This is a genomic window from Mesorhizobium sp. M1273 (assembly GCF_040318195.1).
In the GTDB taxonomy this organism is placed as follows: Bacteria; Pseudomonadota; Alphaproteobacteria; order Rhizobiales; family Rhizobiaceae; genus Mesorhizobium.
Genome location: NZ_JAMYLV010000009.1, coordinates 86110 through 110298, shown reverse-complemented (window position 1 = coordinate 110298; position 24189 = coordinate 86110). Strand labels below are relative to the sequence as shown.

15 protein-coding genes are annotated in these 24189 nt (G+C 63.1%); 8 read left to right on the top strand and 7 right to left on the bottom strand.

Annotated elements, in window-relative coordinates; all coding sequences use genetic code 11:
* The first annotated feature begins 48 nt into the window (after positions 1-48).
* Positions 49-2571 (top strand): ligase-associated DNA damage response DEXH box helicase, encoded by a 2523-nt coding sequence (locus NKH30_RS12520; RefSeq protein ID WP_352813695.1) that lies wholly within the window; start codon positions 49-51, stop codon positions 2569-2571.
* Positions 2568-3284: a ligase-associated DNA damage response endonuclease PdeM gene (gene pdeM / locus NKH30_RS12515; protein WP_352470092.1), complete on the top strand. Its 717-nt coding sequence runs from the start codon at positions 2568-2570 to the stop codon at positions 3282-3284. The genes NKH30_RS12520 and pdeM overlap by 4 nt, the downstream gene beginning before the upstream one ends.
* Positions 3285-3286: 2 nt before the next feature.
* Here the strand turns inward: pdeM and NKH30_RS12510 are convergent, their stop codons facing one another.
* Genes NKH30_RS12510 through NKH30_RS12500 form a run of 3 tightly spaced genes read right to left on the bottom strand, consistent with a single transcriptional unit; the run spans position 3287 to position 7895 of the window.
* Positions 3287-4222, bottom strand: a complete 936-nt coding sequence (locus NKH30_RS12510; RefSeq protein ID WP_352767013.1) for a dimethyl sulfoxide reductase anchor subunit family protein — start codon at positions 4220-4222, stop codon at positions 3287-3289.
* Positions 4223-4233: 11 nt separating this feature from the next.
* Positions 4234-4968, bottom strand: coding sequence for a 4Fe-4S dicluster domain-containing protein (locus NKH30_RS12505; protein ID WP_352767011.1), 735 nt, complete (start codon positions 4966-4968; stop codon positions 4234-4236).
* Complete coding sequence (locus tag NKH30_RS12500; RefSeq protein WP_352995610.1) at positions 4965-7895, bottom strand: molybdopterin oxidoreductase family protein; 2931 nt, start codon at positions 7893-7895, stop codon at positions 4965-4967. Before NKH30_RS12500 ends, NKH30_RS12505 begins: the two co-directional genes overlap by 4 nt.
* Positions 7896-8175: 280 nt before the next feature.
* On the opposite strand from NKH30_RS12500, the gene NKH30_RS12495 reads away from it, so the two are divergent.
* Positions 8176-9078: a LysR substrate-binding domain-containing protein gene (locus NKH30_RS12495; protein WP_352770812.1), complete on the top strand. Its 903-nt coding sequence runs from the start codon at positions 8176-8178 to the stop codon at positions 9076-9078.
* A gap of 5 nt (positions 9079-9083) precedes the next feature.
* Here NKH30_RS12495 and NKH30_RS12490 read toward each other — a convergent pair whose 3' ends face one another.
* The 4 genes from NKH30_RS12490 to NKH30_RS12475 all read right to left on the bottom strand — a co-directional run bounded on the left by NKH30_RS12490 (position 9084) and on the right by NKH30_RS12475 (position 16215).
* Positions 9084-10340, bottom strand: a complete 1257-nt coding sequence (locus NKH30_RS12490; protein ID WP_352995607.1) for an Hsp70 family protein — start codon at positions 10338-10340, stop codon at positions 9084-9086.
* A gap of 108 nt (positions 10341-10448) precedes the next feature.
* Positions 10449-11240 carry a TIGR02186 family protein gene (locus NKH30_RS12485; RefSeq protein WP_352455141.1) on the bottom strand — a complete coding sequence of 264 codons (792 nt, stop codon included), beginning with the start codon at positions 11238-11240 and terminating at the stop codon, positions 10449-10451.
* Entirely contained in the window at positions 11240-12163 is a 924-nt protein-coding gene (locus NKH30_RS12480; protein ID WP_023676949.1) for a sulfite exporter TauE/SafE family protein, read from the bottom strand. Before NKH30_RS12480 ends, NKH30_RS12485 begins: the two co-directional genes overlap by 1 nt.
* Positions 12164-12354: 191 nt before the next feature.
* Positions 12355-16215, bottom strand: coding sequence for a peptidoglycan-binding protein (locus NKH30_RS12475; protein ID WP_352995605.1), 3861 nt, complete (start codon positions 16213-16215; stop codon positions 12355-12357).
* A 551-nt stretch (positions 16216-16766) separates the two neighbouring features.
* On the opposite strand from NKH30_RS12475, the gene NKH30_RS12470 reads away from it, so the two are divergent.
* The 5 genes from NKH30_RS12470 (at position 16767) to NKH30_RS12450 (ending at position 24142) form a co-directional block, all read left to right on the top strand.
* Complete coding sequence (locus tag NKH30_RS12470) at positions 16767-17228, top strand: MerR family transcriptional regulator (protein WP_023677331.1); 462 nt, start codon at positions 16767-16769, stop codon at positions 17226-17228.
* Positions 17229-17465: 237 nt separating this feature from the next.
* On the top strand, positions 17466-19262 hold the full coding sequence (locus NKH30_RS12465; RefSeq protein ID WP_352813686.1) for an acyl-CoA dehydrogenase: 1797 nt from the start codon (positions 17466-17468) through the stop codon (positions 19260-19262).
* 237 nt (positions 19263-19499) lie between these two features.
* Positions 19500-20669 carry an acyl-CoA dehydrogenase family protein gene (locus NKH30_RS12460; RefSeq protein WP_352813684.1) on the top strand — a complete coding sequence of 390 codons (1170 nt, stop codon included), beginning with the start codon at positions 19500-19502 and terminating at the stop codon, positions 20667-20669.
* Positions 20670-20701: 32 nt separating this feature from the next.
* The gene (locus NKH30_RS12455) at positions 20702-21910 is read left to right on the top strand and encodes an acetyl-CoA C-acetyltransferase (RefSeq protein ID WP_352813682.1); all 1209 of its coding nucleotides are present in this window, start codon (positions 20702-20704) and stop codon (positions 21908-21910) included.
* A 12-nt stretch (positions 21911-21922) separates the two neighbouring features.
* On the top strand, positions 21923-24142 hold the full coding sequence (locus NKH30_RS12450) for a 3-hydroxyacyl-CoA dehydrogenase NAD-binding domain-containing protein (RefSeq protein ID WP_352813680.1): 2220 nt from the start codon (positions 21923-21925) through the stop codon (positions 24140-24142).
* Positions 24143-24189 lie beyond the last annotated feature (47 nt).

Here is a 24189-nt window from a genome sequence, read left to right as displayed (position 1 = left end):
GTTCTGATTCTGCTTGGCGATTGCGCGCCGCCGCGCTACGTCTGGCGCGTGACAGAGCAGCCGCGCCTTGCCGAACAGAATGCCGCCGTCGTCCTGCCCGAGCCATTTGTCAAATGGTTTGCGGAAAAGGGCTGGTCGCCGCGCGCCCACCAGATCGATTTGCTGGCCAAAGCCCAGGGCGGCCGGTCGGTATTGCTGATCGCCCCGACCGGCGCCGGCAAGACGCTGGCCGGGTTCTTGCCATCGCTGACCGAACTGGCCGGCCGGCCGAGGAGAAGGCCGGGGCAGGCGCATCGAGGCATCCACACACTCTACATCTCGCCGCTGAAGGCGCTGGCCGTCGACATCGAGCGCAATCTCGGCAAACCCGTCGAAGAAATCGGGCTGCCGGTCACCGTCGAGACGCGCACCGGCGACACGCCCGCACACAAGCGCCAGCGGCAGAAGCTGGCGCCGCCCGACATTCTCCTGACCACGCCCGAGCAATTGGCGCTGCTGATTGCCGCGCCCGATGCCAGGCGCTTCTTCGAGGACCTGCGCTATGTCGTGCTCGACGAATTGCATTCGCTGGTGACCTCGAAGCGCGGGCATCTCCTCTCGCTCGGGCTGGCCCGGCTGCGCTCGTTTGTGCCCGCCCTGCAGACGATAGGCCTGTCGGCGACGGTCGCCGAGCCTGACGAATTGCGGCGCTGGCTGGTCAGCCAGAATCCACCGGGGCCGATGGCCGAACTGATCGTCGTCACTGGCGGCGCCAAGCCCGACATCTCCATTCTCGATTCGGAGGGGCGCGTGCCGTGGGCGGGACATTCGGCCCGCTACGCAACGCCGGAAATCTACAACGAGATCAAGCGCCACAAGACAACCCTGCTGTTCGTCAACACGCGCAGCCAGGCGGAGTTGCTGTTCCAGGAGTTGTGGCGGGTCAACGAGGAGACCTTGCCGATCGCGCTGCATCACGGCTCGCTCGACGCCGCGCAGCGCCGGCGTGTCGAAAAGGCAATGGGCGAGAACGCCCTGCGCGCCATCGTCGCCACGTCGACGCTCGACCTCGGCATCGACTGGGGCGATGTCGATCTAGTCGTCCATGTCGGCGCGCCGAAAGGTGCCAGCCGGCTGGCGCAGCGCATCGGCCGCGCCAACCACCGTATGGACGAGCCGTCGAAGGCGATCCTGATACCGGCCAACCGCTTCGAGGTGCTGGAATGCAGGGCGGCGCTCGACGCCAATTATCTCGGTGCCCAGGATACGCCGCCGCTGGTCAATGGCGGGCTCGACGTCCTGGCGCAGCACGTGCTGGGCTGTGCCTGCGGTGCGCCGTTCCATGCCGATGCGCTGTTTGAGGAAGTGCGAACGGCAGCACCCTATGCCGATCTCGATCGGCCGACATTCGATCGCGTCATCGATTTCGTCGCCACCGGCGGCTATGCGCTGAAGAACTATGAACGCTACGCCCGTATTCGTCTCAACAAGGACGGGCTGTGGCGGGTCTCAAATCCTCGCGTCGCCCAACAATACCGGCTCAATGTCGGCACCATCATCGAAGTGCCGGCGCTCAACGTCCGCTATGTCCAGGCCGGCAGCAGAGGCGCGGCTTCGCGTGGCGGCCGGGTTCTGGGCAAAATCGAGGAGGCGTTCCTCGAAACGCTGACGCATGGCGACACCTTCATGTTCGCCGGCAAGGTGCTGCGCTTCGAAGGTATCCGCGAGAATGAGTGCTTTGTCTCGAATGCACCCGGCAGCGACGCCAAGGTGCCGTATTACGGTGGTGGCAAATTCCCGCTTTCGACGTACCTGGCCGAACAGGTCCGCGCCATGCTGGACGATCCGCAGCGCTGGAAGAAGCTGCCGGAGCAGGTCGCCGACTGGTTACGCTTTCAGGCCGACAAGTCGGTGCTGCCGAAACGCGACGATCTGCTGATCGAGACCTTTCCGCGCGGCAACCGCTACTATCTGGTGGCCTATCCGTTCGAGGGCAGGCTGGCGCACCAGACGCTCGGCATGCTGCTCACCCGCCGCCTCGACAGGGCGGGAGCCAAGCCGCTCGGCTTCGTCGCCACCGACTATGCGCTTGCCATATGGTCGCTGGCCGATATGGGCCATATGTTCAGGGCGAAGAAACCGTCGCTGGCTGCGCTATTCGATCAGGACATGCTGGGCGACGACCTCGAAGCCTGGCTCGCCGGCAGTTGGTTGTTGAAGCGCACCTTTCGCAATTGCGCGCTGATCTCGGGATTGATCGAGAAACGCCACCCTGGGCAGGAGAAGAGCGGCCGCCAGGTAACCGTGTCGACGGATCTCATCTACGACGTGCTGCGCAGCCACGAGCCCGACCACATCCTTTTGCAGGCGACGCGTGCCGATGCCGCGACCGGTCTCTTGGATGTCAGCAGACTTGCCGAGATGCTCTCGCGCGTCCAAGGTCGAATCATGCATAAGAACCTCGAGCAGATATCGCCGCTCGCCGTGCCGATCATGCTCGAGATCGGCAAAATGCCGGTGCACGGCGAGGCCGATGACACGCTGCTGATGGATGCAGCCACGCTGGTCGAGGAGGCCATGGGGACGAAATGACTGTCGCGCTCGCCATGGCTGCGCCTCTGGCGGATGCGGGCGCTGTCCGTATCGCCGGCGAACGCGCGATCTGCGACCGTCGCGGCGTGCTCTATTTTCCCGAATTCCGGCTTCTGACCGTATCCGACCTGCATCTGGAAAAAGGTTCATCACTGGCCAGGCGCGGCACGCTGGTCCCACCTTACGACACCGGTGCGACGTTGCTCCGGCTGCAGGCGGTGATCGCCGATTATCAGCCTGCGATCGTTATCAGCCTGGGCGACAGTTTTCACGATGGCGGCGGCGCCGCACGTATGCACGCGAGCTTTCGCCAAAGGCTGGAGGGGCTGATGGTCGGGCGCGACTGGTTCTGGGTCGCCGGCAATCATGACCCGGAAGCACCGGCCGACCTGCCGGGCGAAACCGTGCGCGAATTGGCCATCGGTTCTCTGCTCTTCCGGCACGAGCCTTCGGCGGTGAGGGCGGAAGGCGAGATATCAGGTCACCTGCATCCTTGCGCCCGCATCGTGCAGCAAGGCCGTTCGGTGCGGCGTCGTTGCTTTGCCGGCGATGGCGGCCGCATGATCATGCCGGCTTTCGGCGCCTATACCGGCTCGCTCAACGTGCTCGATCGCGCCTATGCCGGGCTGTTCCGCCGCGAAACGCTGATGGCCTATATGCTTGGCACAGAGCGCATTTTCGCGATTTCCCACGCGATGCTCAGGCCGGGCTGAACCTACCTGCCGTAGTACAAAGTAACCGTGTGCTTGGCCTCGGCGAAGAACAGCCAGCGCTCGACCAGCATTCCGGCGAGTTGGGCGATTGGGGCGAGTATCGACAGTGCTGCCGCATAGGGCCACGGCAAGGCGAACGCCGCGACCAGCAGCAACGCGGGCAAAGCAAAGGCCAGCACCTGCGTGGTCTGGCGGAGTTTAGCGCTGTGCTTGCGCGCAATGCGAAAACCCATCTCCTTGAGCAGATAGTTTTCCTCGGTATGCGGCCATTCCAGCGACCGCACCGTGCCGCCGGAAAGCCCGGTTGCGGTGTTGGCGTTGGTCGGGATCTCCAGCCTGTCATTGTATCGCCAGGTCGCCAGCTTCAAACCCCAGCCGAGCGCGGTCAGCAACAGGGCAGCCGCCAGAAGCATATTCGAGCCTGCGGCAAATCCCTGCAGCAGGGCGTTGAGCAGTACGCTGCCGGTCATCGCCGAAAAGACCAGGTAGGCGGGCAGGGTGAAGCGGCTGTGCCACTGGGCAATCGGCTTCAACGACGCGTAGATCATGCCGGTGGTGCAGACGGTTGCGACCGCGCCGACGGCAGCGAGCAGCCCGGCGACAGCCGCCCAGCCGCTCGTACGGCCGAGGACCACCCAGCCAATACCGAACAGTCCCGCCGGCACGAAGGTGGCGACCGAGGCAACACCTTCGCGCGACAGCCATGAGCTACGCCATTGCGAGAAGGCACGCCAGGCGCGTTCGGGCCGGCCGAGATGGCCGGCCGACGACAGCAGGCCTGTCGAGATCAGGCCAAGCGCCAGCCCCATGCCGGTGAGGCCAAGCCAGAAATCGGGCGGGATAAAGCCCTGTCCAGCGAGCACGCCAAGCAGCGCGAGCAGGCCGTAACCGGCGCCCGTGGCCGTGGTGAAAAAGACGACGGAGAAGGCTGGATGCATGAAGGCACGGGTCAGTTCGAGAGCATGCGGTCGACCCAGCCGAGAAAGCCGCCTTCGGCCCGCACCGCTTCAAGCGCTGGCGCCGGCACCGATGCGGCGCGGGTGGTGTGGGCACGTGGCGGCAGATATTTGTTGGTCGGCTTATAGCCCATTTCCGGCATCAGATCGACACCGCCACGCTCGGCCACCAGTTGCGAGATAGCGGATGCCGGATCGCCCAGATCGCCAAAATGCCGCGCGCTGGTCGGGCAAGCAGCGACGCAGGCCGGCACGCGATCTTCTTCCGCCAGATTGTCGTTGTAGATGCGGTCGACGCACAACGTGCATTTCTTCATCACGCCGACATCGGTGTCGAACTCGCGCGCGCCATAGGGGCAGGCCCAGCTGCACAATTTGCAGCCGATGCATTTGTCCTCGTCGACCAGCACGATGCCATCCGACGCCCGCTTGTAGGAGGCGCCGGTCGGGCAGACCGTGACGCACGCCGGCGTTTCGCAGTGCAGGCAGGAGCGTGGGAAATTGACCGAGCGCCCACCCATCTCGGTCATGTGCTCATAACTGTGCACGCGGTTGAACCAGACGCCGTCGACATTGCCGCCATAGGGGTCGATGTCGGTTAGCGGCGCCATATGGCCGCCGGTGTTCCATTCTTTGCAGGCGGTAACGCAGGCCTGGCAGCCGACGCAGGTGTCGAGATCGACGACAAGGCCGAGCTTCTTGTCGGTATGGGCGGGAAGGCAAGTCATTCGGCGGCTTCTCTTTTCATGCGGAACTCGGCGCCGAAACTGAGCTTGTCGGGCGAGAGCTCAGAGTCCGGCAGCTGGCGGAACCGCTCGAACTGCGGTTCGGTGAAGCCCGCTTCCTCGGGCGCGCATTTGACGATGCGCACGCGCAGGTCGAACCATGCGGCCTGGCCCGTTACCGGGTCGGAATTCGAATAGCGTTTGCCGTTGGCATCGGCGGAGGTCTGGTCGCCGATGATGTGGTTGAGCAGGAAGCCGCGATTGGATTCGGCCGCGTCGTCCTTGAGCCCCCAGCTGCCGCGCCGTTTGCCGATCGCGTTCCAGGTCCACACCGTATCGGCGTTGACGCCGTCGGCCAGCTTGATCTGCCCCTTGACCTTGCCGTTGATGCTCTCGATCCAAACCCAATCGTCGTCGACAAGGCTGAGGCCGGCTGCCGTCCGGTAGTGCACGAACAGTCGGTTCTGGCTGGTGATCTGCCTTAGCCAGGCATTCTGCCCGCCCCAGGAATGGTACATGTGCATCGGCCGCTGCGTCAGCGCGTGCAGCGGATAGGCTTGGCTGTCGACCGCAGCCTCTTCGAAGGGCGCATACCAGAACGGCAGCGGATCCATATAGGTCTCGATGCGGCTGCGCTCCGCCTCCGGCGGCAGCACCCCGCCATGGCCGCGCGCCGCAAGGCGAAAGCGCTGCATCGGCTCCGAATAGAGTTGGAAGACGATCGGCTCGGCCTTCGGCATGAAGCCCATGCTCTCAGCCAATTCGAGATACGAGCGGTTGGCCATCTTGTAGTAGCGCTGATCGGCGGCGAAATCCTGGTGCCAGAAGCCGCCATTATCTATGTAGCGCTGCAACTGGTCGGGATTGACCTCGCCCTTGCCGACCGAGGCCCCGTCCTTGCCGCGCCAGCCGGCGAGCGGACCGACACCTGGCGTGCGCTCGTGATTGACGATGTAGTCGGCATAGTCGCGGTATTTGGCGCAGCCGTCGTCATGAACGAAGCCGGGCAGACCGAGCCGCGCGCCGAGTTCGATCAGCACCGTCTGGAACGGCCTGACGTCGCGGTCCGGCTCGACGACCGGATGGCGGATGGCGTCGCCCGGACCGTCGGCATGGCTGATCGGCCGGTCGAGCAGACTGATACAGTCATGACGCTCGAGATAGGTGGTGTCCGGCAGCACCAGATCGGCAAAAGGCACGGTCTCGGCATAATAAGCGTCGGAATAGATGATGAACGGGATCTTGTACTCGCCCGACGCATCGATATCGGTCAGCATCGCCATCGTCTCGACCGTATTCATCGACGAGTTCCAGGCCATGTTGGACATGTACATAAACAGAGTGTCGATCTTGTAGGGATCGCCGACCCAGGCGTTGCGGATAACCGTGTGCATGAGCCCGTGTGCGGCCAGCGGCGCATCCCAGGAGTAGGCCTTGTCGATACGGATCGGTTTGCCGCCTCCGTCGATTAGCAGGTCTTCCGGCCCGCAGACGAAGCCGAGCGGCATGCCTTCGAGTGGTGTCATCGGCTTCACATTCTTGCCGGCGGGCTTTGGACCCGGCGGCGCGGACCGCGGATAGGGAGGCTTGAAGCGGAAGCCGCCCGGCACGTCCACCGTGCCGAGAAGCACCTGAAGCAGATGAATGGCCCGGCAAGTGTGAAATCCGTTCGAATGGGCCGAGATGCCGCGCATCGCATGCATCGACACCGGGCGGCCCTTGATGGTCTCGTGCCGGCGGCCGGCCCAGTCCGTCCAGGCCACCGGCAATTCGATTTGCTGTTCGAAGGCGACATGGGCGAGTTCTGCGGCAATGCGTCGGATGGTGTCGGCGGAGATGCCGCACCGGTCAGCGACGGCGTCCGGTGAATAGCTCTCGTCCAGATAACGGTCGGCGACGAGTTGGAAGACCGGCACGCAGCGGCGGCCGTCGACGAGAAAGCTGCCAGTCAATGCGGGCTTCGCGTCGGCATCGCTGGCATTGACAGGCATCTTCGCCACCCTATCCCAAGCCTGCGGATTGCCGTCGCCATTGCGCATGAACAGCCCGTCATCGACAGCTCCAGGCTCCTGAACGACCAGGATGTGGGCATTGGTGTAGCGCAAGAGGTACTCGAGATCGATGCGGCCAGCCTTCAGCAATTCATGGATGAGGGCGAACACGAACAGGCCGTCGGTGCCGGGCCGGATGCCGATCCAGTCGTCGGCAATTGCATTATAGCCGCTGCGGCAGGGATTGATTGAAACCACCTTGGCGCCGCGCGCTTTGAGCTTGCCGAGGCCGATCTTGATCGGATTGGAATCATGGTCTTCGGCAACCCCGAACAGCATAAAATACTTGGTGTTGTCCCAGTCGGGCTCGCCGAACTCCCAGAACGAGCCGCCAATCGTGTAGAGGCCGCCGGCTGCCATGTTCACCGAGCAGAAACCGCCATGGGCCGCGAAGTTCGGCGTGCCGAACTGGCTCGCCCACCAGCCGGTCAGCGATTGCGACTGGTCGCGCCCGGTGAAGAAGGCAAGTTTCTTCGGATCGGTTCGGCGGATGTTCGAAAGCCGTTCTGTCGCGATCGACAAGGCTTCCTCCCACTCGATTTCGCGGAACTCACCCGAGCCGCGCGGGCCGGTGCGCAGTAGCGGCTTCTTCAGCCGGGCCGGGCTGTAATGCTGCATGATGCCGGCGCTGCCCTTGCCGCACAGCACACCGCGGTTGACCGGGTGATCCTTGTTGCCGTTGATGTAGCGGACCTTGCCGTCCTTGACATGGACGTCGATGCCGCAGCGGCAGGCGCACATGTAGCAAGTCGTCTTGGCGATGCTGTCGGAGACATCGGGCGACGTATCGACGCCGTCGCCTTCAGCGGGCGCGCGCGTATCGGCAAGCGGCCGTTGTGATGGTGCCGAATTGGCTCCGCGCAGCAGGTTGTTGGTCATGATCCGGTGATGCTCTTGCGCTCCGCGACCTTGGCTCTCGTCTTCGGGCCGGGGCCGCGCATGTAATGCTCTTCCGGCCGATAGCGTTCACCCAAGAGCCGCCGCCGCAGGCTGCGGGTCCAGTGCGCAAACACGGATTTGAACCGCCCCACCAACTCTACCCTCGACTGCTCTGGCGCGACTTTTTTCCAATTTCGGGTCAAAATTTAGAACAAAAGCGACCGATCCGTCTAACAACTTGCTCTTGTAATTCCAATCGGATTTGCTTCTTAGTGTCGGAATGACCCTGGACCAGTTGCGGATCTTCGTCGCCGTCGCCGAACGGGCGCACATGACCAAAGCGGCCGAGTTGCTGGGCATCTCACAGTCGGCCGCATCCGCCGCCATCCGCTCGCTCGAACAGCAGCACGGCGTCCAGTTGTTCAACCGAGTGGGCCGCAATATCGAGCTCGCCGAGACCGGACGCCGATTCTTGCCCGAGGCCAAGGCGGTCCTCGAGCGGACTGCGGCCGCCCACAATGTGCTGGAGCATGTCGCGCAGACGATATCAGGCAGTCTCTCGATCGCTGCCAGCCAGACTATCGCCAGTTATTGGCTGCCGCGCCGGCTCGCCTCTTTCCACGAAGCCTATCCTGCCGTCAGGCTGAGCGTGAGCATTGGCAACACCAGGCAGGTCGAGACCAATGTACTTGATGGCGCAGCCGATTTTGGCCTGGTCGAGGGGCGCACCGAATCCGACATTTTGCGCCGTGCCAAGGTCGATATCGATCGCATGATGCTGGTCGTGGCGCGCTCGCACCCTGAGATCGCAGAAGTTTCGCCTGGACATCCCGACCTTGGCGGGCTTCGCTGGATCATTCGCGAAGGCGGGTCGGGCACGCGCGAGGTGCTGGAGGACCTTGCCCGACGCGACGGGATTTCGTTCGCGGACCTGCAGATATTCCTGGTATTGCCGAGCAATGAGGCTATTCGCCAGGCAGTCGAGGCCGGCGCCGGCGCCAGCATCATTTCGGAACTCGTCGTCGCGCGCGCGGTCGCCGAAGGCAGTCTGCGTTCCGTGCCGGTCGATCTGCCGAAGCGCGAATTTGCCATGATCACGCATCGCGACCGGCAGCCAAGCCTGGCCCAGATGGCGCTCAAGGCGCATCTTGGCGGCAAAGCTGAGAGATTCGCGCCGCTTTAAGCCGATCAGCCGAACTTCCGCTGCGCGTCGAGCGCCAGCCCAAGCCCGACCGAGCCGAACACATCGCCTTCGATTACCGACGCCTGCGGCACCAGCGCCAGGATCTGCTGCCTGGCCAGCGGGATCGCGGTCGATCCGCCGGTCAGGAACACCGCGGTGATGTCCGAGGCCTTCACCTGTGCGTCGCGGATGGTCTGCTCGACCGTAGCCGCAACACGCTCAATGTCCCTGGCTATGATGGCTTCGAGACCCTTGCGCGTGATTTCTGCCGTGAACCTCACCTCGGGCAGCGCGACCTCGACATCGGCCGACGATCGGTCCGTCAGCTCGATCTTGGCCTTTTCGACCAGCGCCGCCAGCGCGTGGCCGTAACGATGCTCGATGATGTGGATGAAGCGGTCGACCAGGTCTGCGTGCTCCGCCTCGTAGCGGATCTGGCGCAGATGCGTCATCGCCCTCGCGGTATAGACCAGGTTGATGCGCTGCCACGTCGCCAGGTCGATGAAGTAGCTCGCCGGCAGATTACGTTTGCCATCCTTGGTCGGTGAGAGATGGCCGAGCTGCGGCATCACATGGGCGATGCTCAGCAGCCGGTCGAAGTCGGTGCCGCCGATGTGGATGCCGCGGCTGGCCAGGATGTCGTCCTTGCGGTCAAGCGAGCGGGCGCGCTCGGGCGAGACCCGCACGATTGAGAAGTCGGACGTGCCGCCGCCCATGTCGACGATCAGCGCCAGTTCCTCGCGCGTCACCTTTTGTTCGTAGTCGAGTGCCGCGGCAATCGGTTCGAACTGGAAGGCGATCTGCTTGAAGCCGTGGGCACGAGCGGCGTTTTCGAGTTCGTGCTCCGCCTTGGCGTCGGCCTCGGCATCGTCGTCGACGAACTGCACGGGCCGTCCCAGCACGACGCTGTCGACCGCGTCATGGGCTTCTTCTTCCAGCTTCTTTTTCAGATGGCCGACGAACAGGCCGACAATCTCCATGAAGCCGATCGAGCGCGCCTTGATGCGCGTCTTTTCGTGGGCAAGCGAGCTGCCGAGCACACTCTTCAACGAGCGCATCAGGCGGCCTTCGATACTGTCCGTATAGTTGGCAAGGGCGCGTCGCCCGAAATAGGTGCGGTTCTCCTCGAAATTGAAGAATACCGCACTGGGCAGCGTGACCTGGCCGTCTTCCAACGCCACCAGCCGCGGCTGCCCGTTCCTGACCACGCTCACGGTGGAATTCGAAGTGCCGCAGTCGATACCGGCAAATGCTGGTCGCATCGTGCGTTCCTGTAGTTCTGATTTGGGGAGCAGCAGCTCGTATCCGGTCGGGCCGGGGGTCGCGGTCTAACCCATACCCTCGGAAAGGGAAACCACTTTTACGAGAGTTCAGTCTTTCCTGAACACCAGTCGTCCGAGCCAGCCGGTCAGCATGGCCAGCGATACGGCAAAGACACCGTAGAGGAAGGAATAGTCGTGCGCGACGCGGAAGATCGACTGTTCGAAACCGGACTTGCGGATTTCGAGCTGGGCGGAGCTTTCCTTGATGAACAAGCCGCTCTTGAACAGGAAGGCGCGGGCCTTATGGGTGCCGACCGGAACGTTTGGGGCGAGCCTGACGGTGGCGCGGAACAGGTTCTGCGACAGGAACTGCACACCGCCGACATTCTCGCTGTAGAGGCCGGTCGCCGCCTTGCGTTCGCGCAGCGCGGCGGTGAACTCCTCGATTGTCGCCGGGCTGTCCTCCGCGTCGGCCGGCTGCAAATAGAGGTTGGAGGCGCCAAGCGACAGCTGCTTGTAGCTGTTCGGATCGGTGACGTCCTGCAGCGGCCGCGTCGTCGCCACCGAATAGGAGACAGGTACGTTTTTGAAGGTCTCCGACTCCAGATTGACCCAGACGCCGAGCACCCGGTCCTTGCGGCGCACGACGACCGGCCGAGCCGGGCCTTCCAGCACGACGATCACGTCGTAGCGCCCTTGCCGCGCGACAAGCGGATCGGCATTTTCCAGTGAGCCGAAAATGGTCAGGTCGGCGCCGGAAAAGCCGGCGGTAATCGAGACATTGTCGGTGGAAAGGCCGATCTGGATGTTTTCGGTTAGTGGCGCCTGCGCCTTCGCCGGTGGCGCAGCAGCCAGCAGCGACAGCAAGGCGGCGGCCGCGAGCGTCCTTAGGCCGGCCATCAGCTCAGGCCCACGCCGGACAGAGAATAGAGATTGGGCGGCGTGACGAAAAGATCGATGGCAAGCCGGATGGCTACCGCCAGCACGAGCAGCGCCAGCAGCGCCCTGAGTTGCTCGCCCCGCAGCCTCTGACCAGCCTTGGCGCCATATTGCGCGCCGGCGACGCCGCCTGCCATCAACAGGAAGGCGAGCATGACGTCGACCGTCTGGTTGGTGGTGGCGTGGACCAGCGTGGTGTAAGCCGAGGTGAAGATGATCTGGAACAGCGAGGTGCCGATGACGACGTTGGTCGGCACTTTCAAAAGGTAGATCAGGGCCGGCACCATGATGAAGCCGCCGCCGACGCCCATGATCGAGGACAGGAAGCCAATCGCCGCACCCAGCCCAAGCACCGGAATGACGCTGACGAAGAGCTTCGAGGCCCTGAACCGCATCTTCAGCGGCAGGCGGTGGATCCAATTATGCTGGCCGGACTTCTTCAACACCGGTGCGGCGCCGCTGCGAGTGGCGCGCAGCGCATTGACGCTCTCGACCAGCATCAGTCCGCCGACGGTGCCGAGCAGCACGACGTAGAGCAGCGAGATGAACAGGTCGAGCTGGCCGAGCCGGCGCAGGAGCGCAAAGACATAGATACCACCAGTCGAGCCGACGATGCCGCCGGCTAAAAGCACGCCGCCAAGCTTGAAGTCGAGCGTGCCGCGCTTCATGTGCGACAGGGCGCCGGAGAAGGAGGAAGCGATGACCTGGTTGGCGCCGGTGGCGACCGCGATTGCCGGCGGTATGTTGTAGAAGATCAGCAGCGGCGTAATGAGAAAGCCGCCGCCCACGCCGAACATGCCCGACAGGAAACCCACCGCCGCACCCATGGCCAGCAGCACGAAGATGTTGACGGAAATTTCCGCGATCGGGAGATAGATGCCCACCCGTCAGTCTCGATCAGTTTGCCTCCTGGCGAATGCAACCGTTGCGGGCATTTTGCGTCAGAAGGCTATCTCGTTCTTGCGCCGGCCGGGCCGTGAAGTCAAACTTCGCCGCACCGCCGAAACAAAAAACAACTCAATCAGTTAACAGGCAAATCTGTGGCAAGGGCGTCGCGGAAACGACGCATCCGCCGTTATTTACGCGCAAGCAGCGCCTTGACCAGCTTTTCGTCGATCGCGCCGGTTGCCTTCATATCGTTGTCGGCCTGGAAGGCCATGATCGCGTTCTTGGTTTTCTGGCCCATCATCCCGTCGGGATTGCCGGCCTCGTAGCCGTTCTTGTTGAGAATGCGCTGGATGTTCTGGACCGCTTTCTTCATGTCGATGCCGGCGGTCGTCTGCGGTGTGCCGTCCTGCCACGATTCAGGAACGTCGGCCGAATTGGCGGTTGGATCGAGCGGCTTGGCCTTCCACAGTTCAGCCGCGGCCCGCGCACGCTCCAGCTGCTCGGGCCTCAGTGCCTTGGCGATCTCGTCGCGCTTGGCCGCCGCATCCTTGTCGCCGGTCTTGGCGACGAGTGCGAACCATTTGTAGCTCTCCTCGAGGTTCTGCTTCATGCCGACGCCCTTCGCCGCGAGGATGCCGAGATTGAACTGGCTATCCTTGACACCGAGATCCGCCGCCGCCTGGAACCAGCGCGCTGCCGATTCATTGTCAGTCACGCCATCCGCCGCCATCGCAAACAGCACGGCAAGATTGTGCATCGCGCTGGCATTGCCCTGCGTTGCGGCAAGCTGGTACCAGGTTTTCGCTTTCTTGATGTCGCGTGCGACGCCGATGCCCTTCTCGTAGAAATTGCCGATGCGGTATTCTGCCGGCGCGAAACCGAGTTCGGCAGCTTTCTCATACCATTTGGTCGCCGCCGCCATGTCTTCTTTGACGCCGCGAGACTCGGCGTAGCGCGAGCCGATCTCGAACAGCGCCTTGGCGTCGCCGCCCGCCGCTGCATCGCGCAGGGCGGCCGGACCGGCATCGGCCGGAACGTCGATCTTGGCAACGCCTGCCGCGGCAGCATCCGCCGGTGGCACCGTGCCGGTCGTGTCCTGCGTCGCAGCGGTGGCTATAGCAGGCGCGGCAGCCATTGGCTCGGCGTCGCTGGCCGTCGCCGCTGCCGGCGTGGGCACTGCGGCCGCGGTGTCTTGCGCCGCCAGGTCAGCGGACTCCGCGGAAGCCGAGGGCGCCGTCGATGTCTCGGCTGCCGGTGTAGCGGGGCCGGTTTGCGCCGCCGTGTCGTCCTTGGTCATCGATGCGGATGGCTCTGCCTGCCTGACGGTGGGCGACGGCGCGCTCTCCTGTGGTGTCGTCTGCGCGTCCGCCTTCGGCTCGCCGGCAACGCTGGCCAAATTGGTTTCCACCGGCTGTACGGCCACGGCCGGTGCCGCCTCATTGTTGGTAACTTCGACCGGGTCGGAGAAGAAGGCTTTGCCCAGTTGCAGGCCGGCAAGCGCCAGCATGATGGCGATTGCCCCCATCAGGATCGGCTTGCGCCGCGCCTTGAGCAGGTCGCCGATCCTGAGTGCCTTGACCGGGCCTTTCATCGTCGACTGGCGCTTGAGGGCGTCCGCCTCGGCAGCCGCCGCTTGCGCAGCCCGTCTGGCTGCCGCAATGAAGTCCGATTTTGCCGCCTCAGCGCCGCCTTCCCGGGTCGGCTGCCCGCGCTCGTCGCGCACGCGCTTCATGATGGCGCTGAGGTCGGGTGCGCCGGAGCCGGGTTCCAGTGGCCGGTTGGCGAGCTTGGGGTCGAGGGGCTCGTCGAGATCGACGCTCGGTATCTCGGCGCTCTGCGCCGAGGCTGCAAGCGGCGGCATCTCGGCGTCCTTCTTGCCCTTCAAGGCGCGCGCCAGCCCGCCTAACATCGATTTCCTGCCGCCGCCTTGCTCGGATTTTTCACGCGTCGTGTCTGAACCGAGAGCCGCCAGGGCTGCGGCGGCGGCGGCCTCGGCTGGCGTACGCGGACCTGGCTCGTCGCGGACGAGCGCCGCGGCGCGGCCGTCGAGATCGGCCATGCTGCCCGTCAACGGCAGCGGCTGGTCGAGGTCCATCGACGGTGCGTCCTGTACCGAGATCTTGGATGGCCGGCCGAAACGCTTGCTCAACTCAGCGCTTGCCGGTTCGCCCGTCTCCAATGAACCAAGCCTGTCAACGATCTTGAGCAGCGTATCGTGGATAGCCTCGAACGTTCTCGAATTGCGCTCGTCCGAACGCCGCGTCAGTGCCTCGAGCGTCTTCAGGTCCTGGGCGAGGCCGGTAACGGCCGCCGTGTTGGCGCTTGATCCGGCCAGTGAGCGGACGGCGCTCTCAGCCGCCTCGCGCGCCGCGCCGAGGACGGAATCGCGGGTTCCGGCCAGCGACTTCTCGATTTCGTTGAGACGCGGGCTGATGTCGTCGAATTCCGGCAGCGGCGTGCCGGGCTTGGAAAGATGCGCCGTCAGGCCGGCGACCTGCGCTTCAAGGCTGCGGATCAACGCCGGGTCGATGCTGGCGACCTGTGCCGCGGACGAATCCAGCCGGCTTGAGATGTCTTCGAGCCGGCTCTCCAGGCCACGGATCGCCGCCTCGTTGGCGGGATCTGGAACGCGCGTCTCAATCCGCTTGGCCAGCGCGGTGAAGCGGGCGTCGATGGCATCCATGATGCCGGCGCTATCGACCTGCGGCATGCGCTGGTCCAGCCTGTCGGCGACCTCGTCCAACCGGCGCTCAAGGTCGCGAAACAGCATGTTGCCTTGTTCGATTGCGTCGCCCTGGCGACGTTCCATCATGCTGGACAGCACGTCGAAGCGCTGCTCGAGCCCCTGGAAGATGTAGTCGGCGTCGGGCATGGCAGGTGCGTGGTCGATCTTGTCGGCAATAAGCGCGACTTGCCTGCCAAGGCGCTCCATCGCCTGTTCCGGCAGATTGGCTCGGCCGGCCAGTTCATCCACGCGGCTCGACAATGTGTTGAGACGGTCGATGACCTCCCGACCCGGACGATCCTGCGACACTTCTTCGATTTGCTGGGCCAGTGAATCGATCCGCTTCTCGATGCGTTCGAAGGGCTCGGGGTCGAACGAATTGGCTTGCGCGGCAACCGTCGAGGCGACGATCGCGCGGGAAATCTCGTCGAGCCGCTCGTCGATCTGACTGAATGTGTCGCCGCCGCGATTGTCCTGCTGGCGGGCGAAATGGTCGACCGCTCCGGCAAGCGTGCGGACCTTTTCCTCGAGCGAGCGCAGCGACAGCGATTCCGGCAGATTGCTGACGGCATTGCTGATCTGTTCGAGCCGCTCCGTCAGCGCCGACAGGCCGGGTGCATCGGAACGCTTGCGCTGATCGGCCTCGACGCGATCCTCGAAAGCGTTCCAGCGGCGGTCGAAATCGTCCCAGCGGCGTCCGACCGCCTGCACGCTCTCCTCGCGCGCTAGCGTATCGAGCGCGGCTTTGACCTGCTCAAGCTCGAGCCGCAGCATATTGACGCTTCTGTCGTCGCTTTTTTCGGCCAGTGTCTGGATGGCGCCGGAAAGCCGCTCGAATTCGACGCTGAGTTCGGCGCTGCCTTTGCCGCCGCCATTTGACTGGAAGGCTCGCTCAATATTCTTCCGCAGTACCTCGAACTCGCGTTGCATGCCGGAGGTCATCTGCTGGCGCAACTCTTCGCGCAGGCCGCGCAATTCCCCGGCGATCTTGCCGGCTAGGGCGACGCCGTCCTCCTGGCCCCGCACCCGGTCGATATCGCAGGCGATCGCCTGGTAATTCTGGTCGAAAGCCGCTGCTGGACCTTTCGGCCCCTGCGCGCGTGGATCCTCATACCGGCGCTGCTGGCCATAGGGTTGGGCGCTGGGATAGCGTGGTTCTGCCGCTGGTCGGCGCGGATCGGCGTGGCTTGCCGTCTCCTCGCGCGTCCGCTCCAGCCGCTGCTCCAGAGTTTCCAGGGAGCGGTTGAGCTCTTCAAGCGTCGTGTGCGGCCGGCGTTGCCTGCCAGCGTTGAGTGTATCGAGGTAGGACCGCTTGCTGTTCATTAATGCGCCCGTTTCAGAATTGCTGGCTCTCACCAGGTTCCCAAAGTCCTGCCGGGACGAAGGCGACTGCTTGGCTTGTTGCAGTGGAAGACGAGCTTCCCGGTCTCATCCGCGCTCCGAAAAACCGTGAAAAATTCAGTACAGGATAGACACGGGTAACCGACATGCGCACATTTCGCCCCAACGTGGTAAACAACGCGTTAACCAAGCTTAAGAAGTTGCAACTTTGTCGGCTGGCTGCCGACGGCGCCGGGTGTCTTTTTTGGACGCGCAAAAGACGTTGTAGAATTTTGATCAGCCGCATGATCGCTCCCGAAATCGGCGACGACCTTTTAGGTTGTCCGCTGGTGCTGCGGCATAAAGTTGCAAGACCAGAACACTCTTGCGTGCTGAGGCGGCTATCGATATAGAATTGACGTAAACGTAAATGAGCGGATTACGCCGTTTGCGATTTGTTTGTTGAAACCACGAGTGGAAGCACGCCCCCGCTTTCACTCAGGCGACGCAAGGTCGGCGACCGCGACGCCACCAGACGGGGAAAGCCAGTGACCATGAAACTTATTTCGCCCGGCCAAGCCGCGGCCAACACCAACGATATGTCGAGCGAAGCCGGTGAAGAGCTTGTCCGCATCGGCGAAATGGCCAAGAAATACGGAGTGACGCTGCGTACGCTGCGTTTCTATGAGGACAAGGGTCTGCTCAACCCGCAGCGCGACGGCTCGACCCGTCTTTATACACGCCGCGACAGGGCCCGGCTGAAGCTGATCCTGCTTGGCCGCAAGGTCGGGTTCTCGCTGCGTGACGTCAAGCAGATGATGGACCTCTACGATCCGAACGGCTCCAACACCAAGCAATTGCGGCTGGCGCTCGACAAGTCGGAGAAGCAGCTTGCCCGCCTGCAGAAGCAGCGGGCGCTGATCGACGATGCCATCAGCGAACTGAGTGCTTCGATGTCGACCGTCCGGCAAATGCTGATCGAGCGCTCGACGCCGCAGGCCAGTGTGGCGAGCTAAACTAAGCTTTCGATTTGTGACGAATAGGAGCCGCGCGGCTTTCGCTGCGCGGTTCTTCGTCGTTTGCCGTGCTTTGTCGTTTGTCGTCCTGGCGCGCGGGAGAAAATTTGCCGCAGCGCAGAATTGACGTTTACGCAAACGTCAATATTTGTTATCTCGACCACAACGTTGGTCCGTCTGCCATCCTCATATGCTGGGGCTGATTTCGGGGCCAAGACCGCATGGTGGAGGAAACGCATGCCGATCTACAGAGCGCCGGTCCGGGACACGCTGTTCGTGCTGAACGAAGTGCTGGGATATCAGCGTTATTCCAATCTTCCCGGATTTTCCGACGCCACACCGGATGTGCTCGAGGCCATCCTTGCCGAGGGCGCGAAGCTCGCCGAAAACGTGATGCAGCCGCTGAACCGCGTTGGCGACGTGGAAGGCTGCATGCGCCATGACGACGGTTCGGTAACGACGCCGAAAGGCTTCAAGGAAGCTTTCGACCAGTATCGCGAAGGCGGCTGGATGGGGCTCGCGGCACCTGTCGAGTTTGGCGGGCAAGGCTTGCCCTACGCGGTGCACACTGCGGTTGCCGAATACATGGTGTCGGCCAATATGTCGCTGATGATGTATGCCGGCCTGACGCAAGGCGCGATCGCTGCGATCATCACCCATGGCACCAAAGAGCAGAAGGCAACATGGTTGCCGAAGCTGGTCGAGGGCGCCTGGACCGGCACCATGAACCTGACCGAGCCACACTGCGGAACCGATCTTGGCTTGCTGCGCACCAAGGCCGTCCCAAATGGCGACGGCACCTACAGGATCTCCGGTCAGAAGATCTTCATCTCTGCCGGCGAGCATGACATGTCGGACAATATCGTCCATCTGGTGCTGGCCCGTATCGAGGGCGCGCCGGATGGCGTGAAGGGCATCTCGCTGTTCATCGTGCCGAAGCTCAAGCTCGATGCCTCAGGCAATCCGGACGAGAAGAACACCGTCTCCTGTGGCTCGATCGAGCAGAAGATGGGTATCCATGGCAACTCGACCTGCGTCATGAATTACGACGACGCTGAAGGCACGCTGCTCGGCGAGGCCAATGGCGGGCTGAAAGCAATGTTCACCATGATGAATGAGGCGCGGCTTGGCGTCGGCCTGCAGGGCCTCTCGCTATCGGAGGTCGCCTATCAGAATGCGGTTTCCTACGCCAAGGACCGTCTGCAGGGCCGCTCGCTGTCAGGACCGAAGGCGCCGGACAGGAAGGCCGATCCGATCATTGTCCATCCGGACATCCGCCGCAGCCTGATGACCATGAAGGCGTTCAACGAGGCCGGGCGCGCGCTGGCGCTGTGGACGGCAATCAAGTCCGACATCGCTCACCGCTCCGGTGACGACAAAGATCGCCAGGTCGCAGACGACTATACCGGCCTGATGACGCCGGTGGTCAAGGGCGTGCTCACCGACAAGGGTTTCGATCACGCGGTAATGGCGCAGCAGGTGTTCGGCGGCCACGGCTATATAGAAGAACACGGCATGAGCCAGTTCGTCCGCGATGCCCGCATAGCCATGATCTATGAGGGTGCCAACGGCATCCAGGCGCTCGATCTCGTCGGCCGCAAGCTGGCCTTGAATGGCGGCCGCGCGGTCCAGGCTTTCTTTAAGGAAGTCGGAGAGTTCTGCGAGGAAAACCGCACCGACGAGACGATGGCGCCCTTCACCAAGGCGCTGAAGAAGGGCCTCAACGATCTGCAGACGGCGACGATGTGGCTGGTGCAGAACGGCATGGCCAAGCCCGATAACGCCGGTGCCGCCTCGACCGATTACATGCATCTCTTCGGCCTGGTGGCGCTGGGCTATATGTGGGCGCAGATGGCCAGGGTGGCCGCAGCGAAATTGGCGAATGGCGCCGACGGCGCTTCGTCTTTCTACGACCACAAGCTGGTGACGGCGCGCTTCTTCATAGAGCGGATCATGCCGGAGACGTCGGCGCATCTTGCCCGCATCTCCAGCGGTGCCGACACATTGATGGCACTGCCGGCGGAAGCGTTCTAGCTTCGGCGTTCCTCTCCCCTCGAGGGGAGGGTGGCCCGAAGGGCCGGGAGGGGTCCTGCGTGCAGTGCGCCGACCTTCATTCTGATGCATGCCTTGGAGGAAAATGATCGCAATGCCGTGGCACATGGCGCAGGTTGTAAAAGATAAGGTCGAGCAAGTCATCGGCGACCCCACCCGGCCGCTTCGCGGCCACCCTCCCCTCGAGGGGGAGGGGAACGTCGGCGCGAGGGAGAAACCATGACCCACCCCGCCGAAATCCTTGGCCTTCCCAAGCCCGCCTGGGCGGCGGACGAGGTCGGCATGCTTTACGACATGGCGCACCGCTTCATGTCGGAAGAGATCGCGCCGCGTTACGACGAATTCGAGAAGAACGAAATGGTCGACCGCGAGAGCTGGCTGAAGGCGGGTGCTGCCGGCCTGCTCTGCGCCTCGATGCCGGAGGAATATGGCGGATCGGGCGGCACCTTCGCGCATGAGAGCGCCATCATCGAGGCGATCGGCCATGTCGGCGTCGACGGGTTCGGCATTGGCCTGCACAATTCGATCGTTGCCCCCTATATCCTCCACTACGGCTCGGAGGAGCAGAAGAAGAAGTGGCTGCCGAGGCTGGCGACCGGCGAGCTGATCGGCGCCATCGCCATGACCGAGCCGGGTGCGGGCTCCGACCTTCAAGGCGTCAAGACGCGCGCCGAAAAGGACGGCAACCGGTACAAGCTCAACGGCTCGAAGACCTTTATCACCAACGGCCAGCTCGCCAATTTCATCATCGTCGTTGCCAAGACCGATCCTGAGAAGGGCGCCAAGGGCATCTCGCTGATCGTCGTCGAGACCGACGAGGTGGAGGGTTTCGAGCGCGGCCGCAACCTCGACAAGATCGGCCTCAAGGCCAACGACACGTCGGAACTGTTCTTCAACGACGTACGTGTGCCGACCTCGAACCTGCTCGGCAACGACGAAGGCCTGGGCTTCGTCCAGTTGATGCAACAATTGCCGCAGGAGCGGCTGCAGATCGGCACCACTGCTATTGCCATGGTCGAGCGGGCTCTGGCGCTTACCATCGACTACGTCAAGGAGCGCAAGGCCTTCGGCAAGGCCATCATCGAATTCCAGAACACCCAGTTCAAGCTTGCCGAATTGAAGACCGAGGCGACCATCGGCCGCGTCTTCTATAATGACTGCGTTGCCCGCCACGTTAACGGCGGCCTCGACCCGGTGACGGCTTCGATGGCCAAATACTGGCTGTCAGACCTGCAAGGAAAAGTCGTCGACGAATGCCTTCAATTGCATGGCGGCTATGGCTACATGAATGAATATCCGATTGCGCGCATGTTTCGCGACGCCCGCGTCCAGCGCATCTACGGGGGCACCAACGAGATCATGAAATTGCTGATCGGGCGCTCGCTCTGAGCGACTTTTCGGCAAACCCAAGGAGCAGGAAAATGGCCGAAGCTTATGTCTATGATGCCGTGCGCACGCCGCGCGGCAGGGGCAAGAAGGATGGCTCTCTGCACGAAGTGCCGGCGGTGCGGCTCGGCGCCAAGGTGCTCGAGGCCATCCGCGACCGCAACGGGCTGGACACCGGTACCGTCGACGACATCATCTTCGGCTGTGTCGATCCGGTTGGCGAGGCGGGTGCGGTCATGCCACGTGCTGCTGCTTTCGAGGCCGGCTACGACACCAAGGCGCCTGGCATGCAGATATCGCGTTTCTGCGCCTCGGGCCTCGACGCCATCAATTTCGGCGCCGCCAAGATCGCGCAAGGCGCCGACGAGATCGTCATTGCCGGTGGCGTTGAATCGATGTCGCGCGTCGGCATGGGCGCCTCCGGCGGCGCCTGGTTCATGGACCCGTCGGTCGGCCTGCCCGGCTGGTTCGTGCCGCAAGGCATCTCGGCCGATCTGATCGCCACCAAATACGGGTTTTCGCGCGACGACGTCGATGCCTACGCGGTCGAAAGCCAGAAGCGTGCTGCCAATGCGTGGGGCGAGGGCCGGTTCAAGAATTCGGTGATCTCGGTCAAGGACCAGAACGGCCTGACCATCCTCGACCACGACGAACATATGCGGCCCTCGACCGACATGCAGTCGCTAGCCGCACTCAATCCGTCCTTTGTCATGCCGGGCGAAATGGGCGGCTTCGACGCCGTCGCCGTGCAGAAGCATCCCGAGGTGGAACAGGTCAACCACGTCCACCATGCCGGCAATTCCTCCGGCATCGTCGATGGCGCGGCGGCCGTGCTGCTCGGCTCGAAAAAGGCGGGAAAGACGCTCGGCCTCAAGCCGCGCGCACGCATCCGTGCGTTCGCCAACATCGGCTCCGAACCGGTGCTGATGCTGACCGGCCCCGTCGACGTCACCGAGAAGCTGTTGAAGCGGGCGAAGATGAAGTTGTCGGACATCGACCTGTTCGAGCTCAACGAGGCCTTCGCTTCGGTGGTGCTGCGCTATATGCAGGCATTCGACATTCCGCATGATCGGATCAACGTCAATGGTGGTGCCATCGCCATGGGCCATCCGCTCGGCGCCACCGGTGCGATGATCTTCGGTACGGTACTGGACGAATTGGAACGCCGCGACCTCAACACCGCGCTGGTGACGCTTTGCATCGGCGCCGGCATGGGCACCGCAACGATCATCGAACGCGTCTGACGGAGAGAGATGATGAGCTACACCAATTTCACCCTCGACATCGACGCCGACGGCATTGCGCTGGTCACCTGGGACATGCCGGACCGTTCGATGAACGTCTTCACCGAGGAGGTGGTGCTCGAACTGAATACCATCGTCGACAAAGTGGCGAGCGATGCAGCGATAAAGGGCGCGGTGATCACCTCCGGCAAGGATACGTTCTCGGGCGGCGCCGATATCACCATGCTGCAGAAGATGCTGGCGACCTTCGCCGCCGACAAGGCGAAGGACCCGGAGAAGGCGACCAAGGCCCTGTTCGACAATGCGGGCACCATGAACGGCCTGTTCCGTAAGCTGGAAACTTCGGGAAAGCCATGGGTTTCGGCGATCAACGGCACATGCATGGGCGGCGCGTTCGAATTGTCGCTCGCCTGCCATGGCCGTGTCGCGGCCGATTCAGACAAAGTGAGGATGGCGCTTCCCGAAGTGAAGATCGGCATTTTTCCGGGCGCCGGCGGCACCCAGCGCGTGCCACGGCTGACCGACCAGCAGCAGGCGCTGCAAATGCTGACGTCCGGCCAGACGCTGTTGCCTCAGAAGGCCAAGTCGATGGGCCTGATCCATGAGATTGCCGAGCCGGACAAGCTGGTCGAAACCGCCAAGGCGATGATCAAGAACGGCTTGAAACCGGTGGCGCCATGGGATGAAAAGGGCTTCAAGCTGCCCGGCGCCCCGATCTATTCGGTGGCCGGTGCCAATCTGTGGCCCCCGGCCATCGCCATTCTGCGCCGCGAGACCTATGGCAATTATCCCGCCGCTGCCGCCATCCTGAAATGCGTTTACGAGGGCTTGTTGGTGCCGTTCGACACCGCCCTGCGGATCGAGCAACGCTATTTCACCGAGATTATGCAGACCAGGGAAGCGGCAGCGATGATCCGTTCGCTGTTCGTGTCGCTCCAGGAACTGAACAAGGGCGCGCGCCGCCCGGCCGGTGTGCCGGAAACGAAGTTCAAGAAGATCGGCGTACTCGGCGCCGGCTTCATGGGCGCTGGCATTGCCTATGTGACGGCCAAGGCCGGCATTCCGGTGGTGCTGCTCGACCGTGACATGGAGTCCGCCGCCAAGGGCAAGGCGCATTCCGAGACCCTTATCTCGGATCAGGTGAAAAAGGGCCGTGCCAAGCCGCAGGACAAGGATCGGTTGCTGTCGCTGATCACGCCGACGGCCGATTACGCGGATCTTGCCGGCTGCGATCTTGTGGTCGAGGCGGTGTTCGAGGACTCGGCCGTCAAGAAGGATGCCACCGAACAGGCCGAGGCTGTGCTCAAGCAGTCGGCGATCTTCGCCTCGAATACGTCGACCATACCGATCACATCGCTGGCCAGGAATTCGGCGCGGCCAAAGAATTTCATCGGCATTCATTTCTTCTCGCCGGTCGACAAGATGATGCTGGTCGAGATCATCCTCGGCAAGAAGACCGGCGACAAGGCGCTGGCCACCGCGATCGACTTCGTCCGCGCCATCAAGAAGACGCCGATCGTCGTCAACGATACGCGCGGCTTCTATGTCAATCGCTGCGTGCTGCGCTACATGTCGGAAGCCTACAAGATGCTGATCGAAGGTGTTCCGGCGCCGATGATCGAAAACGCGGCCAAGGCCGCCGGCATGCCGGTCGGTCCTCTGGCGTTGACCGACGAGACTGCGATCGACCTTGCCCAGAAGATCATGAAGCAGACCATGCGCGACCTCGGCGACAAGGCGGTCGATCCGAAGCAGATGGCGCTGATCAACACGATGGTCGACACGCATGGTCGCTTGGGCCGCAAGAACAGCAAGGGCTTCTATGACTATCCGGCAAAACCGGCCAAGAAGAAGCTGTGGCCAGACCTCAGGGATCTCTACCCGCAGCTGGCGCCGGAGCAGGTGGATTATGAGGAACTGAAGCAGCGGCTGCTGGTCACCATCGCGCTTGAGGCGGTACGGGTGATGGAAGAGGGCATCGTTACCGACCCACGCGAGGCCGATGTCGGCTCGATCCTGGCCTTCGGCTTCGCGCCCTATACAGGCGGTGCACTGTCCTACATCGACGGCATCGGCGCTAAGAAATTCGTCAAACTCGCCAAGCGCCTGCAGAAGAAATACGGCACCGAGTTCAAGGCGCCGAAGCTGCTGCTTGATATGGCCGAGAAGGGCGAGACCTTCTACGAGCGCTTCGATCCCTATACCAGGGACGAGGCCAAGGAGGCGGCCTGACGCCGTCTTCGGCGGTGGACAAGATGGCGGCCAAGGGGTAGAACAGG